We start from the raw sequence: 14213 nt of genomic DNA on the forward strand, positions 1-14213 counted from the left end.
GGCCAGCCACCCGGCCGCGGCGAGCGCGGCCAGCGCGATCAGCGCCAGGGCCGGGACCAGCAGCTGCGTCATCGACGTCCTCGGAGTTTCCTTGTACGAAGAGCGGATCAGGGGGCGGTGCGGAAGAAGCGGCGGTACGGGTGGGCTCAGCCGGCGGACGGGCGGGACCCGCGTCGGTCGGCGTCCTCGTCCAGCTCCCGGGCGACCAGGGCCACCTGGCCCATCGCCTCCAGGACGTTCGGCACCTCGGAGCCGTCCAGGTGCCGGTACTCGGCGGCGACGGTGAGCACCAGCCGCTCGGGCAGGCCGAGTTCGGGGTAGCGCTGCTCGGCGATGATCCGGCGGGCCGCGTCCAGGGCGGGCAGGCCGGCGCGGTGCAGGGCGTGGGCGCGCTCGCGGACGTACCCGAGGTAGGCGATGTGCTCCCGGACGCCCGCCCGGTCGAGCACCGGGCCGTGGCCGGGCACGATGATCTCGGCGCCGGTGGCCAGGACGCTCTCGCAGGCGGCGATGACGTTCTCCAGCGGGCCGGCCCAGTGCGAGGGGTGGTCGCCGGGCTGGGCGGCGGTCGAGCCGAAGATCACGTCGCCGGTGAAGACCGTGCGCTGGTGCGGGAGGTGGACGATGAGGTCGCCGCCGGTGTGGGCCGAGGGCAGGCCGGTGATCTGCACCGGGTAGGCGCCCACCCGCAGCTCCAGCTCGCCGTGGAAGACGGTGTCCGGGTGGACCGGCTCGGTCCGCGACCAGTCGAACTGCCCGAAGTGTCGGCGGAGGTAGCCGCCGAGCGGGGAGTCCGGGTCGCTGCCGACGACCAGGCCGTGGGTCTGCTGGGGCGTCGGCTCCCAGTGGATGTGCTCCAGTGCCTCGCGGGTGGCGATCACCTCGGCGTCCGGCAGCACGCCGGCGCCCCAGAGGTGGTCGCCGTTGGCGTGGGTGACGACGATCCGGTCGACGGTGACGCCGTCGGCCAGCCGGGCGCGGCTCTCGGCGAGGAACTCGGCGGCCAGGGAGGGGTCGTAGGGCGTGTCGATCCACAGGGCCGTCCGCGGGCCGGCGAGCAGCCCGCAGTTGGCCAGGCCCCATCCCCGCTTCGGCGGGAGCCAGACGTACAGGTCCTCGGCAATCGCGCTCACGTTCGCGCGGTGGATCGTCATGGGCGCGATTATGCCGATGATGTGACAGTCATGGAGCAAAAGCGTTGCACTTCCGGCCACTTCCTGCCCGGGAGTCTCCCGGACTGTCCCGTTTGCTCCCCTCCTCGGGGGCCGGATCGTGCCCCCTCGCGCGCCGGCCTCCTAGGGTGACGGCAGGATGCGGCAGACCTCGACGGTCACGTCCACGGTGTCCAGGCCGATCACCCGGCCCTCGACCGCGACGAACCCCTTCTCCCCCGAGCGGAACAGCGCGGCCAGCGGGGACTGCCGTCCGGCGGCCGCCAGCGCCTCCACCGCCATCGCCGAGCCGAACGCGAACACCCCGCAGAGCACCACGCAGGGCGCCTGCCGGGAGGTGCGGGTGACGAACACGAAGCCGTGGTCGCGGACGAGTTCGTCGGCCGCGTTGTACTGCGCCTCGAAGGCCATGCCGCCCCAGCGGGCCCGGGCCGCCTGCGGGTGCTCCAGCCGGAAGTCCGGGAAACCGGCCGCCAGGACGCCCGCCGAGTAGGCGTTGACGCCCGGCCCGCCGATCGAGAAGGTCGGCATCCGCGGGTCCTGCGCTCCGGCGGTGACCAGTTCTATGGTCGCCTTGCGGTTGATCTTCCGCAGCAGGTCGGTGAGCTGGGCGATGGCCCGCGCCTCGGCCATCGGCATGAAGAGCACGTTGCGCGGCCCCCGGCTGGTGAGCCGGCAGCCGTCCTTGGCGTAGGCGAACTCGGCCACCTCGATGCTCGGGGTGACGATCTGCACCCGGCCGTACGGCCCGAGCAGCACCCGCAGGAAGCCGTAGCGCAGGAAGAGGCGGGTGCGGGCGAGCGAGCGGGCGGCGAGAAAGCCGATCACGGCCGGGACGAACCCGATCAGGATCTGGAGCAGGATCTCCACGGCGTCCCCCGTGCGAAGACTCGGGCACGAACAGTCTGCGCGAAGGTGATGCCCCGTGGGACGACGGGAACTCCCGTCCCCGCATCCCTTCCGGCGCGCACGCCCGTCAACGCTCCCGGTTCACCCGTCCGGCGGAGTGACTCCCGCGCTCCGTCACTGCGGCGGACGGGCCCGGCCGTCCAGGCGCTTGATGAACTTCCGCTCGCTCGCGCAGCGCTCGTACCCCAGCCAGGCGTTGATCGCGAGCATCGGCGCGTTCCCGGCGTCGTTGGAGGTGTAGGCGTGGCGCAGCCCGGCGGCGCGGGCGCGGCGCAGCGACTCCAGCTTGGCGAGCTTGGCCAGCCCCCGCCCGCGGTACTCCCGGCGGCAGGCGGTGAACGCCGACCAGTAGCGGTCCGCGCCGTCCGTGGTGGCGGAGCTGAACGCGGCCGGCACACCGTCCACCACCGCGACCACGGTCAGCTCGCGGTCGAGGTCCGGACGGTTCCACTCCGCCGCCAGCCACTCGTCGTACTCGGCGGCGTCCATCACGACCTCGCCCGGCTCGTCCCGGGCCGCGTCCGCGTCGATCTCGAAGAGCGGGTACGGGTCGGCCGCGAAGCCGCTCGCCGGACGCAGCTCGACGCCGGCCGGCAGCGGCGGGGCCACGGGCAGCGGCACGGTGAGGTCGCGGCCCGCGAAGTGGGCGGTCCGCCCGGGGGTGAAGCCGCGGGCGGCGGCGAAGGCGAGCGAGCCGGGTTCGTCGTCCACCCAGCTGTGCAGTTCGGTGACGCCGTGCCCGGCCAGGTGCCGTTCGGCGGCGGCCAGCAGGGCGGTGAACGCCCCGCGCCGCCGGTGGCCGGGCAGCACGCTGCCGTTGGCGTGGCCGATGCCGACGGCGCTGGTGCCGACGACCACCCCGCAGCGCACCGCGCCGACCACCCGGCCGTCCAGCTCGGCGACGAGGACGCGGTAGTGGGCGCCCTTCGCCTGCCGGGCCGCGCGCCAGGCGAACATCTCCGGTGTCTGCACCAGGTGCTCGCGCCCGGCGCGGTGGGCCGCCGCGACGGCGTCGGCGTCCTCGGGGCGGAAGTCACGAATCGTCAAAGAGGTCATAGGGGCGTCACAGTAGCCCGACGGACGGCCCGCCCGCCCCCGGTTTTTCCCGCCGGGCCGGGGCCCCACCTGCGGTGATGCCGCAGGCGCCCGGTGCGGATCGCTCATTGACGCGACGCCAAGCTCAAGTAATGCTCTGAGATGACCGGTCCAGGCTTGGCAGCCGCGGCGCCCGGGGAGATGCTCACCAGCACAGCCCGGCGGCCCCGGCGACGAGGCCCGGCCGACCGACGGCCTTCCCACCCGGCCCTCCGAAGGGGGCGCACCGATGACTTCCCCCGCCCTGCACGACGCACCGCACGCACCCGCACCCGCACCGCACGCACCTGCACCGCACGCGCCCGCACCGACGACGGGCACCGCCCCCGGCACCGGGGCCGCGCACCGGCTCGGCATCGGTCTCGGCTGGCGCAGCGAGATCGACACCGTGGTCGAACGGCAGCCCGGCCTGGACTGGGTCGAGGTGGTCGCCGAGAACGTCTGCGCCGGCCACCTCCCGGAATCCCTGCGGATCCTGCTCGACCGCGGCCTCACCGTGGTCCCGCACGGCGTCGCCCTCGGCCTCGGCGGCGCCGACCGGCCCGATCCGGCGCGCCTCGCCCGGCTCGCCGGGACCGCCGCCGCGCTCGGCTCCCCGCTGGTCACCGAGCACCTGGCGTTCGTCCGGGCCGGCGGCCTGGAGGCCGGCCACCTGCTGCCGGTGCCGCGCTCGCGCGACGCCCTGCGGGTGATCGCCGAGAACGTCCGGATCGCCCAGGACCAGCTGCCGGTGCCGCTCGCCCTGGAGAACGTCGCCGCCCAGCTGGCCTGGCCGGACGACGAGCTGACCGAGGGGCAGTTCCTCGCCGAACTGGTCGAACGGACCGGTGTGCGGCTGCTGATCGACGTCGCCAACCTGCACACCAACCGGGTCAACCTCGGCCTCGACCCGGCCGCCGAACTGGACCGCCTGCCGCTGGAGGCGCTCGCCTACGTGCACGTCGCGGGCGGCACCATGGTCGACGGCGTCTGGCACGACACCCACGCCCACCCGGTCACCGAACCCGTGCTGGAGGTGCTGGCCGAGCTGTGCTCCCGGGTCGCCCCGCCCGGCGTGCTGCTGGAGCGCGACGCCGCGTTCCCGCCGCCCGCCGAACTGTCCGCCGAACTCGACGCCATCCGGCGGGTGCTGGACGGCGGCCGGGCACCCGACGGCGGTGCGCGATGACCGACGCCACCGTCACCGCCCCGGACCGGGACACCGACGCCGCCCGCGCCCGGCTCGCCGCCCGGCAGACCGCGCTGCTCACCGCCCTGGTGGCCGGCGGCCCGGTGCCGCCCGGCTTCGACCCCGCGCAGGTGCGCGCGCAGGCCGCCGGCCTGGCCGCCAAGCGGCGCGACACCGCCGCCAAGGTCGCCCCGGACCTGCCCCGTCTGCTCGGCACCCGGTACGGCCCGCTGTTCCTCGCCTACGCCCGCAGCCACCCGCAGACCGGCGGCTACCACGCCGACGCCCGGGCCTTCGCCGCCTGGGCGCTCGCCGACGGCGAGGGCCTGGACGCCGCCGCCCGCCGGTCGCTGGCACGGTGGCTCGATCCGGCCCCGGAACGGCCGCCGGGCCCGCTCGCCCGGCTCGGGCGCGCCCTGCGGCCCGCCCGCGGGGCCTGAGGCCCCGCCCCGCACCCGCGGGCCGGTCCGCCACCCGCACACCCGCCCACCCCAGAACCGCCCGAACCGCGGCGCCGCACGCGCCGGAACCGCCTCTCACCACCGGGGGAACCGCCCATGTGGCACGACACCTACTACCTGATCCCCGGCGCCCTGCTGGCCGGCGCCGTCATCCACGCGTCCCGCACCCGCCAGGACGCGCTGCGCGTCCCCAACCCCAAGGGGCTGCCCGGCCGCGGCATCCCGCTGCTCGACGCCGCCTTCCTCTCCGGAGGCCCCGGCCGGGTCTTCGACACCGCCCTGGTCCGGATGCACCGGGCCGGCCACGTCGTGGTCAGCCGCGCCCGCCTGGTCACCCTCACCACCGACAAGCCGCTCGACAAGGTGGAGCGCGAGATCGTCGACGCGATCGGCCCGACCCGCAACCGCGACCTCGGCTCGCTGCGCACCGCCGTGATGCGCTCGCCGGCCGTCCAGGCGATCGGCGACGAACTGGCCGGCCGGGGCCTGCTGCGCAACCCCGTCAAGCTGCGCCGGGCGCGCACCGCGCACCGGGCGATATGGCTCGCACTGCTGGTCTCGGCGATCTTCACCGCCGCCGCCCACCTGCTCGCCTCCGACGAGCCGGGCCACGAGCGGCCCGCCCTGTGGATCCCGCTGGTGCTGCTCGGCGTCGGGCTGGCCTCCCTGCTCGCCACCCGGCCCCCCAAGGGCCGGATCACCCCGGCCGGACGCCGTCAGCTCGGGCTGGTGGACGACGGCAGGCCGTGGACGCCCCGCAACGGCGCCCGGAACGCCGACGCCGCCCTGCTCGGCGCGATCGCGCTCGGCGGCCTGGCCGCCGTCGGCGCCGCCGAGTTCGCCGACGAGGAGCTGCAGCAGGCGCTGCTCGCCTCGGCGGTCGCCGACCAGACCGGCCGGGTGACCGGCTACTCCGCGTCCTCCTCCGGCGCCGGCCAGACGGGCGGTTCCTCCGGCGGTTCCTGCAGCTCCGGTCCGACGGTCTGGTGCGGCTCCTCGGACTCCTCGGACTCCTCCGGTTCCTCGGGGTCCTCCGGCTCCGGCTGCGGCGGCAGCACCGGCTGCGGCGGCAGCTCCTCGGGCTCCGGGTCCAGCTGCTCCTCGGGGTCCTCCGGCTGCGGGTCGTCCTCGTCCTCCAGCTGCGGCTCCAGCTGCGGCGGAGGCTGCGGCTCCTGAGCAACGGGCCCACCGGACGTCACAGTTCGGTATCGCGCTCCGGGAAGACGTTCCGCGTGCGGCGCGGCCGGGACTACAACAACCCCATGTGGTTGCTCTTCCTGCTCCCGGCCTGCGTCGCCGCGGTGCTCTCCTGCATCCGGCTGGTCCGGATGACCGCCGCCGCCGACGCGTTCACCGGCCAGGAAGGCCACCGGCCGGCCGAGGCGGTCGGCATCGGGCTGTACGAGACGGCCTACCTGGCCGGCGGACCGGACCGGGTCGTCGAACTCGCCCTCGTCCTGATGGCCTCGCGGGGGCGGCTGCACCTCGCCCACACCGGCTGGACCACCGTCGTCGACCCGCGCGGGCGCAGCCGGCTGGAGCGCGCGGTGATCGCCACCGTCGGCCCGGAGGGCCAGTGCCGCACCGACGACCTGCGGGCGGCGATGGCCGCCCACCCCACCGTGCTGGAGATCGGCAGCCGGCTCTCGCTGGCCGGGCTGGCCACCCCGGCGGCCGTCCAGCGGCACACCGTGCTGGTGGTCCGCCAGGTCCGGCAGGCGCTGCTGCTCTCGCTGGTGCTGCTGGTCGTCGCGCTGGTCGTCGGCGGCCTGCTGGACGGTGACGTGCTGACCCCGCTGGCCTGGTTCTCGCTGCCGCTGGTGCTCACCTCGGGCACCCTGCTGATGGCCCGGATCGACGTCTACCCCTACACCCGCTGGGCCTCGCCGGTCGGCCAGGAGGTGCTGCGCGAGGTCCGCCCGCCGCGCCAGCACGGGCTGACCGACGACGAGGAGCGCGAGCTGCTCACCGCCGTCGCCATGAACGGCCCCGCCGCCCTCCCGGACGCCCGGCTGCGCGCGGCCCTGCGCCGCCACTGAACCGGGGAGGCGCCGAACCGGGGAGGGGCCCCGTCCGGTGTGGACGGGACCCCTGCGCGGGTGCGTCGTGCGCTCAGACCAGGCCGTTGAGCAGCTCGGCGACGGGCTTGCGGCGGCCGGTGAAGAACGGCACCTCCTCGCGGACGTGCAGCCGGGCGCGGGACGGGCGCAGGTCGCGCATCAGGTCCACGATCCGGTGCAGCTCGTCCGCCTCGAAGGCGAGCAGCCACTCGTAGTCGCCCAGCGCGAACGAGGCGACCGTGTTGGCCCGCACGTCCGGGTAGCCGCGCGCCATCTGGCCGTGCTCGGCGAGCATCGCGCGCCGCTCGGCGTCCGGCAGCAGGTACCACTCGTAGGAGCGGACGAACGGGTAGACGCAGACGTAGTCGCGCGGGCGCTCGTCGGCGAGGAACGCCGGGATGTGCGACTTGTTGAACTCCGCCGGGCGGTGCAGCGCCATGTTCGACCAGACCGGCTCCAGCAGCCGGCCCAGGCCGGTGCGGCGGAAGCGGTTGTACGCCTCCTGGAGGTCGTCGGAGTCCTCGGCGTGCCACCAGACCATGATGTCGGCGTCGGCGCGCAGGCCGGACACGTCGTAGGTGCCGCGCACCGTGACGTCCTTGGCGGCGAGCTGGGCGAACAGCTCGTCGACCTCCGCGGCCAGACCGGTGCGGTCCTCGGGCAGCGCGCCCTTGAGCTTGAACACCGACCACATGGTGTAGCGGATGACCTGGTTCAGGTCCCGCGCCTTCTTCTTCGCGGGCTGCTCGGCGGCCTGCTGCTCAACGGTCTCAGTCATGCGCCCATTGTCCTCTCCGTGACGTTCGCCCCGGTCAGCGGGGTCAGCACTCTGTCGAGCCCGGCGACGGCCGCCCGGGCGCTCGCGATGCACGCCGGGATGCCCACGCCGTCGTACGCCGCCCCGCACAGCGCCAGTGCGCCGGCCCGGTCCGCGGCCGCCCGGATCCGGGCGACCCGGTCCAGGTGGCCGACCGGGTACTGCGGCAGCCCGGCCCGCCAGCGGGTGACGGCGGTGTCGTAGGGGCGGGCGGTCAGTCCGATCGCCTCGCCGAGGTCGGCCAGCGACCGGGCGACGAGTTCCTCGTCCGCCAGCTCCAGCGGCTCGTCCTCGTGCAGCCGCCCCAGCGAGGTGCGCAGCACGAAGCTGTCCGGGGCCGAACGCTCCAGCCAGCCCCACTTGTTGGAGGAGAACGTCGAGGCCTTGATCCGGCGGCCGTCCACCGGCGGGACGAGGAAGCCGCTGCCGGCCGGGGGCTCGGGCAGGTCGGTGCGGCGGAAGGCCAGGGTGACCAGCGCCATCCCGGCGTACTGGACGCCGTCCAGCTCGGCGGCCGCGGCCGGCACGTCGGCGCGCAGCAGCCGGGCGGCGACGGGCGCGGGCACGGCGAGCACCACGGCGGCCGCGTGCAGCGTCCCGCCGTCGCCGGTGGTCACCCGCCAGCCGTCGGCGGTGCGGCGCAGCTCGCTCACCTCGGTGCGGGTGCGCAGTTCGACGCCCGCCCCGGCGCAGGCCTCGGCGACCGCCGTGGGCAGGGTGCCGAGGCCGCCGCGCAGGCCCTGGAAGACCGGGGTGCCGACGGTCCTCGGCCGGTTGGCCAGCTCGTGCACCCCGTCGATCAGCGAGCCGCCGCCCCGGGCCACCTCCAGCAGCGCGGGCACCGCGGCGCGCAGCGAGATCTCGTCGGCGTGCCCGGCGTAGACGCCGCCGAGCAGCGGTTCCACCAGGCGGTCCACCACCTCGCGGCCGAGCCGCTCGGCGACGAAGCGGCCGATCGCGACGTCGTCCCCGACCGCGTCCCCGGCCACCTCGTGCCGGGCCCGCTCCAGCCCCTCGGGGCTCAGCACCCCGGAGTCCGCCAGCGCGGCGAGGTCCCCGGGGACGCCCATGACCTGCCCGCGGGGCAGCGGACGCAGCCCGCCGCGGGTCCAGATCGCGGCCTTGGCGGTGGTCGGCGGCTCCAGTCGGTCCGCGAGCCCGACGGCCCGCGCCAGCTCGACCGCCTCCGGGCGCCGGGCCAGCATCGACTCGGCCCCGAGGTCCACCCGGACCCCGCCGACCTCCCCGCCCCACAGCTTCCCGCCGAGCCGCTCCGACGCCTCCAGCAGCGTCACCCGCGCCCGGGCCGGCTCCCCCGCACCCCCGCCGAGCACGGCGGCAGCGGTCAGCCCCGCGATACCGCCCCCGATCACCACGACATGTGATTGCGCCATGCCTCGCAGTCTCGCAGGTCTTTACACCTTTGCCTCAATCCGCTGCACGCTTCGCCCCGGGGGCGGGGGCGACGGCGCCGAGGCCGGGGCCGGGCGGGAACGGCACCGGCCGCTCCAGTCGGTCCCGGAAGATCCCGGCCGGGGCGCAGGCCGGCACGTCGGAGCGCTGCGGGGACGTCATGAAGACCGACGCTGCGTCGAGCAGGCCGGGGGCCGCGGCGCCCGCGGCAGCCGATCGAGGTCATCGGCCACGGGAGCGACGCCGGCACGGGTGCGGGGCTCGCTAGGCTCGCCCCCATGGAGAAGGTGCTGGTGAGTGCGTGTCTGGCCGGGGTGCCGTGCCGGTACGACGGGCGGGCGAGGACGGCGCGGGCGGTCGAGGACCTGGTGGCCGAGGGGCGGGCGGTCGTGGTGTGTCCGGAGGGGGCGGGCGGGCTGCCGACGCCCCGGCCGGCGGCGGAGATCGTCGGCGGGGACGGGGCGGACGTGCTGGACGGCCGGGCCCGGGTGGTGGACGCGACCGGAACGGACTGCACGGAGGAGTTCACGGCCGGGGCCCGGGCGGCGCTGGCCGCGGCCGAGGCGTCGGGGGCGCGGCGGGCGCTGTTGACGGCCCGCAGTCCGTCGTGCGGCTGCGGGCAGGTGTACGACGGGACCTTCGACGGCACGCTGCGGCCCGGCGACGGCGTGACGGCGGCGCTGCTGCGGCGCGCGGGGATCGTGGTCGACACCCTCTGACGCCTTGTCCGGTCCGCAGCCGAGCCGTGATCAAGCCGCGACGTCCCGGGCGGATCCGATCCGGGCCGCTTCCCGTCGAATGGTCTGAGCCTCCCGAACGGGAGCGCCGGACAGTCGACAAGGGGAGGGCCGGACGGTGGGACGAGCACGGCGAAGAGCAGGGGCGCTGGCGGCGGTGGCCGTGACGGCGGCACTGGTCGCGGGGTGCAGCGCCGACAGTGACCGCGGCAGTGCCAAGGACATGTCGGCGGCCGCCCCGGCCCAGGCCGCCGGCGGGGAGGCGGTCAAGGGGGACGCCGCGCCGGGCGCACCCCAGACGGCCGCGCTGGGCGCACCCCAGACGGCCGCCCCGGCGGCGCCCGGGCCCGCGACGGCCCCCACGGTGGACGCCCGGCAGATCGCGTACTCGGCGCAGCTGACGGTGCGGACGGCGGAGGTGGACGCGGCGCTGGCGCGGGCCCGCGCGCTGGCGACCGCCGCGGGCGGCTACGTGGCGAGCGAGACGGTGAGCGGCGGACCGGGCGACGGACCGGGCGTGGCCAAGTCCTCCGGTACCGGGCAGGGCGGGCAGATCACGGTGAAGGTGCCGTCGGCGGCGTTCCAGCAGACGCTGGACCAGCTGGCCGGGCTCGGTGAGGTGATCTCCCGGCGCAGCCAGACGGACGACCTCACCCAGCAGGTCGCGGACGTCAACAGCCGGATGCAGAGCCAGCAGGCGAGCGTGGACCGGGTGCGGGCGCTGATGGCGCAGGCGAAGACGCTGGCCGAGATCGTCAGCCTGGAGAGCGAGCTGAGCCGCCGGGAGGCGGACCTGGAGTCGCTGCAGAAGCAGGTGAAGGAGCTGTCGGCGCGGACCTCGCTGTCCACCGTCACCCTGGACGTGCGGAAGAAGGAGGACACCCCGCCCGACGCCCCGGCCCCGGCCCCGGAGGAGGACGACGACGGCTTCTGGGCGTCGGTCGGCTCGGCGCTGGGCGGCGGCTGGCACGTGCTGTTCCTGATCACGCGCGGGCTCGTCGTGGCGGTGGCCGCGGTGCTGCCGTTCCTGCTGGTGGTGGCGGCGCTGGCGGCGCTCGCGTGGGCGGTGCGCCGGCGGTGGTCGCGGGCGGCGCGGTCCGCCGGGAAGCCGGCCGTCCCGGCGACGGGCGAGCCGGACGGGCCGGACGGGCCGGACGGGCCGGACGGGCCGGACGGGTGGGACGAGCAGGACGGGCCGGACGAGGAGCAGCCCACGCCCTGACCGCCGGGAGGGACGACGGCGGCGGCGGGCCCCTCCGGTTCCCCGGACGGGCCCGCCGCCGTCGCGGCGGATCAGCGGGCGCTGGTCTCGTGCACGAAGGCGACCAGGCGGGAGAGCGCGTCCGGGTCCATGCTGGGCAGCACGCCGTGGCCGAGGTTGAAGATGTGGCCGCTGGTGCCGAGCGCCTGGGCGGCGTGCAGCACCTCGCGGGCCTTGGTCTCGACGGCGTGGGTCGGTGCGAACAGCACCGCCGGGTCGAGGTTGCCCTGAAGGCCCTTGCCGGGGCCGACCCGCTCGGCGGCGACGTTCAGCGGCACCCGCCAGTCGACGCCGACCACGTCCGCGCCGGCCTGGCCCATCAGGCCGAGCAGCTCACCGGTGCCGACACCGAAGTGGATCCGCGGCACGCCGTAGTCGGCCACCGCGTCGAACACCTTGGTGCTGGCCGGCATGACCGAGCGGCGGTAGTCGTCCGGGGCCAGCGAGCCGACCCAGGAGTCGAACAGCTGGACCGCGGAGGCGCCGGCCTCGATCTGCACCTTCAGGAAGGCGGAGGTGATGTCGGCGAGCCGGTCGACCAGGGCGGCCCACAGCTCGGGGGCGCCGTACATCATGGCCTTGGTGTTCTCGTGGTTCTTGGACGGGCCGCCCTCGACCAGGTAGCTCGCCAGCGTGTAGGGGGCACCGGCGAAGCCGATCAGCGGGGTGCTGCCGAGCTCGTCGACGAGCAGGCCGACGGCCTCGGTGATGTAGGGGACGTCGTCCGGCTCCAGCGGGCGCAGCCGCTTGAGGTCCTCGGCGGTGCGGATCGGGTCGGCGATGACCGGGCCGATGCCGGGCTTGATGTCGACGTCGATGCCGATCGCCTTGAGCGGCACCACGATGTCGCTGAAGAAGATCGCCGCGTCCACCTTGTGCCGGCGCACCGGCTGGAGGGTGATCTCCTTGACCAGCTCGGGCCGCATGCAGGACTCCAGCATGGGGATGCCCTCGCGGACCTTCAGGTACTCGGGCAGCGAGCGGCCGGCCTGCCGCATGAACCACACCGGGGTGTGCGGTACCGGCTCGTGCCGGCAGGCGCGCAGGAACGCCGAGTCGTACGCGGCGCCGCGGCGCGCGTCGGGCTGCTGACCGGGGGTGGCACCGGTCGGGGGGACTGCCGGGGTGGCTGCCGTGGTGTCTGCCGTCGTCTCGCTCACGCTCCAAATCTTCGCACGCGGCCCGGACCCGTCCGTCCCGGTGGCCTCGTCGGTTCCTCCAAGATCTGGCCGGATTGCCGCCCCGGCGCGCCGCGCGGGAAGAAGTTGCGGCGATTACCCGCGTTTTCGACCTAGTCTTCGGGTCATGGCAGCGGTCGGAGGGCACCCCGCACAGGGTGGCGGAGCAGGTGGCGGAACGGGTCGGGAGGCGGCGCCGAGCGAGTTCCGGGCTGCCGTGGAGGCGCTCTCCGAGGCCCGGCTGCGTCCCGAGGTCGTCCTCTCCCCCGCCCCGGCGCCCCGCCGGCTGGCGCCGCACGCCTTCGCGCTGACCGCCGCCGTCGAGGTGGACGGCGAGGAGCTGGCCGACGGCCGGCTGGTGCTGCTGCACGACCCGGACGGGCAGGAGGCCTGGAACGGGGATTTCCGGGTGGTCACCATGACCCGGGCCGAGCTGGAGCCGGAGATGGCCGGCGACCCGATGCTGTCCGAGGTCGGCTGGGCCTGGCTGCTGGACGCGCTGCAGGCGCACGGCGCCGGGTACGCGGAGCCGTCCGGCACGGTGACGCTGTGCGCCTCGCAGTACTTCGGCGGGCTGGCGGACCGGGCGTCGAGCACCGAGATCGAGATCCGGGCGTCCTGGACGCCGGCCGACGGCCGCTTCGAGCGGCACCTCGCGGCCTGGGGGGACCTGCTCTGCATCAGCGCGGGCCTGCCGCCGGCCGCGCCGTCCCCGCACTCCCCGGCGGACGTCACGTCACTCGGTGGAGTGGTCCCGATGCCCGCGCGGCGACGCCCCCGTTCGCACTGAGGAGTGGCGCCCGCCGGATCGTCACCGGTGCGCGCCGTGCCACCCCCAAGGCTGACAGAGTGTGACTTCAGTGCGGCTCTCCGTCAATAATGCGCTCGGAACTGACCGGTTTGCGTCAAGTCTGATCGATTTTGTGCGATTTCCAGGCATGTCTCATCAGTCATCTGCGCGATTTGTCCGTATTGTGACTCACTAGATCGTGATCTTTCGCTAAAGCCGGGCACAGATGCTGCCGAAGCAGACTGTGACCCTTTCCGAACGCGGAACACTCCGACCGCCCCCTCGGGGTTCCGTCCGCCACTCCCGCAGGAGGCCTGGTGTCGGTCCTTCTTGAGCACCCCGCAAACGTGGTCGCCTACCGCCCGACCAAGCCCACCGCCATGGTGGTCATCGCCGATCCCCGCGTCCGAAACACCGTCACCCGTCACCTCTGGGCGCTCGGCGTCCGGGACGTGATCGAGGTGTCCTCGATCGCCGAGGCCCGTCCCCGGGTCTCCACCCCGCGCGACATCTGCGTCGCCGACGTCCACCTCCCCGACGGCTCCGGACTGACCATCCTCGCCGAGACCCGCGCCGCCGGCTGGCCCAACGGGCTGGCGCTCTCCGCCGCCGACGACATCGGCGCGGTGCGCAGCGCCCTCGCCGGCGGGGTGAAGGGCTACGTGGTCACCGGTACCCGCACCAATGTCGCCATGCCGGGCCGCCCCGGACTGCCGCTCGGCGCCGCCGGGCTGGCCGGACGGATGCGCCGGCCCGGGATGCCGGGCATGCCGGGCGCGCACGGGGCGCCGGGCGCTCCCGGGGCGCACGGCGCGCCGGGTGCCCAGCAGGCCGCCTACCGCGAGCTGTCCGGGCGCGAGGTGGAGGTGCTGCGACTGGTGGCCGAGGGCCAGTCGAACAAGGCGATCGGCGTGGCGATGGGCCTGTCGGCGCTCACCGTGAAGAGCCACCTCGCCCGGATCGCCCGCAAGCTCGGCACCGGCGACCGCGCCGGGATGGTCGCCGTCGCGCTGCGCACCGGCATCATCCACTGACCCCTGCCGTGGGGGGGGGGGCGGGGGGGCGTGGGCGTCGGGCGGGGCGGCCCCGGCGGGGGCCGCGACGGCCCCGGCCCGGCCGCCGAGGAGCCCGCGGCCGCGGAGGGTGGGAAAC

The 14213-nt window shown here is 75.4% G+C and carries 13 protein-coding genes and 1 pseudogene; 7 read left to right on the plus strand and 7 right to left on the minus strand.

Annotated elements, in window-relative coordinates; genetic code table 11:
• Nucleotides 1-146: 146 nt before the first annotated feature.
• From ACFXAM_RS31745 to ACFXAM_RS31755, 3 genes are all read right to left on the minus strand, one after another.
• The gene (locus ACFXAM_RS31745; RefSeq protein WP_380296479.1) at nucleotides 147-1154 is read right to left on the minus strand and encodes an MBL fold metallo-hydrolase; all 1008 of its coding nucleotides are present in this window, start codon (nucleotides 1152-1154) and stop codon (nucleotides 147-149) included.
• A 141-nt stretch (nucleotides 1155-1295) separates the two neighbouring features.
• Nucleotides 1296-2042 carry a hypothetical protein gene (locus tag ACFXAM_RS31750; protein WP_380296481.1) on the minus strand — a complete coding sequence of 249 codons (747 nt, stop codon included), beginning with the start codon at nucleotides 2040-2042 and terminating at the stop codon, nucleotides 1296-1298.
• 153 nt (nucleotides 2043-2195) lie between these two features.
• A complete protein-coding gene (locus ACFXAM_RS31755) occupies nucleotides 2196-3137 on the minus strand; it encodes a GNAT family N-acetyltransferase (RefSeq protein ID WP_380296482.1) in 942 nt (313 codons plus the stop codon).
• Nucleotides 3138-3405: 268 nt separating this feature from the next.
• Between ACFXAM_RS31755 and ACFXAM_RS31760 the strand changes: the two are divergent.
• The 3 genes and pseudogenes from ACFXAM_RS31760 (at nucleotide 3406) to ACFXAM_RS31770 (ending at nucleotide 6844) form a co-directional block, all read left to right on the plus strand.
• Nucleotides 3406-4784, plus strand: a pseudogene (locus tag ACFXAM_RS31760) (DUF692 domain-containing protein).
• Between the two features lie 117 nt (nucleotides 4785-4901).
• Nucleotides 4902-5981: a TIGR04222 domain-containing membrane protein gene (locus ACFXAM_RS31765; RefSeq protein WP_380296484.1), complete on the plus strand. Its 1080-nt coding sequence runs from the start codon at nucleotides 4902-4904 to the stop codon at nucleotides 5979-5981.
• An 86-nt stretch (nucleotides 5982-6067) separates the two neighbouring features.
• Nucleotides 6068-6844 carry a TIGR04222 domain-containing membrane protein gene (locus tag ACFXAM_RS31770; RefSeq protein ID WP_380296486.1) on the plus strand — a complete coding sequence of 259 codons (777 nt, stop codon included), beginning with the start codon at nucleotides 6068-6070 and terminating at the stop codon, nucleotides 6842-6844.
• A 73-nt stretch (nucleotides 6845-6917) separates the two neighbouring features.
• On the opposite strand, the gene hemQ is transcribed toward ACFXAM_RS31770, so the two are convergent.
• The 3 genes from hemQ to ACFXAM_RS31785 are packed head-to-tail and all read right to left on the minus strand — an operon-like array spanning nucleotide 6918 to nucleotide 9257.
• Complete coding sequence (gene hemQ / locus ACFXAM_RS31775; protein ID WP_380296488.1) at nucleotides 6918-7643, minus strand: hydrogen peroxide-dependent heme synthase; 726 nt, start codon at nucleotides 7641-7643, stop codon at nucleotides 6918-6920.
• On the minus strand, nucleotides 7640-9076 hold the full coding sequence (hemG, locus tag ACFXAM_RS31780; RefSeq protein ID WP_380296490.1) for a protoporphyrinogen oxidase: 1437 nt from the start codon (nucleotides 9074-9076) through the stop codon (nucleotides 7640-7642). The genes hemQ and hemG overlap by 4 nt, the downstream gene beginning before the upstream one ends.
• 34 nt (nucleotides 9077-9110) lie before the next feature.
• On the minus strand, nucleotides 9111-9257 hold the full coding sequence (locus tag ACFXAM_RS31785; RefSeq protein ID WP_380296492.1) for a hypothetical protein: 147 nt from the start codon (nucleotides 9255-9257) through the stop codon (nucleotides 9111-9113).
• Nucleotides 9258-9373: 116 nt separating this feature from the next.
• Between ACFXAM_RS31785 and ACFXAM_RS31790 the strand changes: the two genes are divergently transcribed.
• On the plus strand, nucleotides 9374-9814 hold the full coding sequence (locus ACFXAM_RS31790; protein WP_380296494.1) for a DUF523 domain-containing protein: 441 nt from the start codon (nucleotides 9374-9376) through the stop codon (nucleotides 9812-9814).
• A gap of 136 nt (nucleotides 9815-9950) precedes the next feature.
• Nucleotides 9951-11054, plus strand: coding sequence for a DUF4349 domain-containing protein (locus ACFXAM_RS31795; RefSeq protein ID WP_380296496.1), 1104 nt, complete (start codon nucleotides 9951-9953; stop codon nucleotides 11052-11054).
• Between the two features lie 71 nt (nucleotides 11055-11125).
• Here ACFXAM_RS31795 and hemE read toward each other — a convergent pair whose 3' ends face one another.
• A complete protein-coding gene (gene hemE, locus ACFXAM_RS31800) occupies nucleotides 11126-12139 on the minus strand; it encodes a uroporphyrinogen decarboxylase (protein ID WP_380296500.1) in 1014 nt (337 codons plus the stop codon).
• Between the two features lie 259 nt (nucleotides 12140-12398).
• On the opposite strand from hemE, the gene ACFXAM_RS31805 reads away from it, so the two are divergent.
• Both ACFXAM_RS31805 and ACFXAM_RS31810 read left to right on the plus strand, forming a co-directional pair.
• Entirely contained in the window at nucleotides 12399-13061 is a 663-nt protein-coding gene (locus tag ACFXAM_RS31805) for a DUF3000 domain-containing protein (protein ID WP_380296497.1), read from the plus strand.
• A 317-nt stretch (nucleotides 13062-13378) separates the two neighbouring features.
• On the plus strand, nucleotides 13379-14095 hold the full coding sequence (locus ACFXAM_RS31810; RefSeq protein ID WP_355369198.1) for a response regulator transcription factor: 717 nt from the start codon (nucleotides 13379-13381) through the stop codon (nucleotides 14093-14095).
• Nucleotides 14096-14213 lie beyond the last annotated feature (118 nt).

Source organism: Kitasatospora sp. NPDC059462 (assembly GCF_042749955.1).
Lineage (GTDB): Bacteria > Actinomycetota > Actinomycetes > Streptomycetales > Streptomycetaceae > Kitasatospora.

Bases quoted from the DNA above. Each gene is read 5' to 3' on its own strand.
- ACFXAM_RS31770 (WP_380296486.1), top strand. From the start codon at position 6,068: ATGTGGTTGCTCTTCCTGCTCCCGGCCTGCGTCGCCGCGGTGCTCTCC.
- ACFXAM_RS31755 (WP_380296482.1), bottom strand. From the start codon at position 3,137: ATGACCTCTTTGACGATTCGTGACTTCCGCCCCGAGGACGCCGACGCC.
- ACFXAM_RS31805 (WP_380296497.1), top strand. From the start codon at position 12,399: ATGGCAGCGGTCGGAGGGCACCCCGCACAGGGTGGCGGAGCAGGTGGC.
- ACFXAM_RS31790 (WP_380296494.1), top strand. From the start codon at position 9,374: ATGGAGAAGGTGCTGGTGAGTGCGTGTCTGGCCGGGGTGCCGTGCCGG.
- ACFXAM_RS31745 (WP_380296479.1), bottom strand. From the start codon at position 1,154: ATGACGATCCACCGCGCGAACGTGAGCGCGATTGCCGAGGACCTGTAC.
- ACFXAM_RS31785 (WP_380296492.1), bottom strand. From the start codon at position 9,257: ATGACGTCCCCGCAGCGCTCCGACGTGCCGGCCTGCGCCCCGGCCGGG.
- hemQ (WP_380296488.1), bottom strand. From the start codon at position 7,643: ATGACTGAGACCGTTGAGCAGCAGGCCGCCGAGCAGCCCGCGAAGAAG.
- hemG (WP_380296490.1), bottom strand. From the start codon at position 9,076: ATGGCGCAATCACATGTCGTGGTGATCGGGGGCGGTATCGCGGGGCTG.
- ACFXAM_RS31765 (WP_380296484.1), top strand. From the start codon at position 4,902: ATGTGGCACGACACCTACTACCTGATCCCCGGCGCCCTGCTGGCCGGC.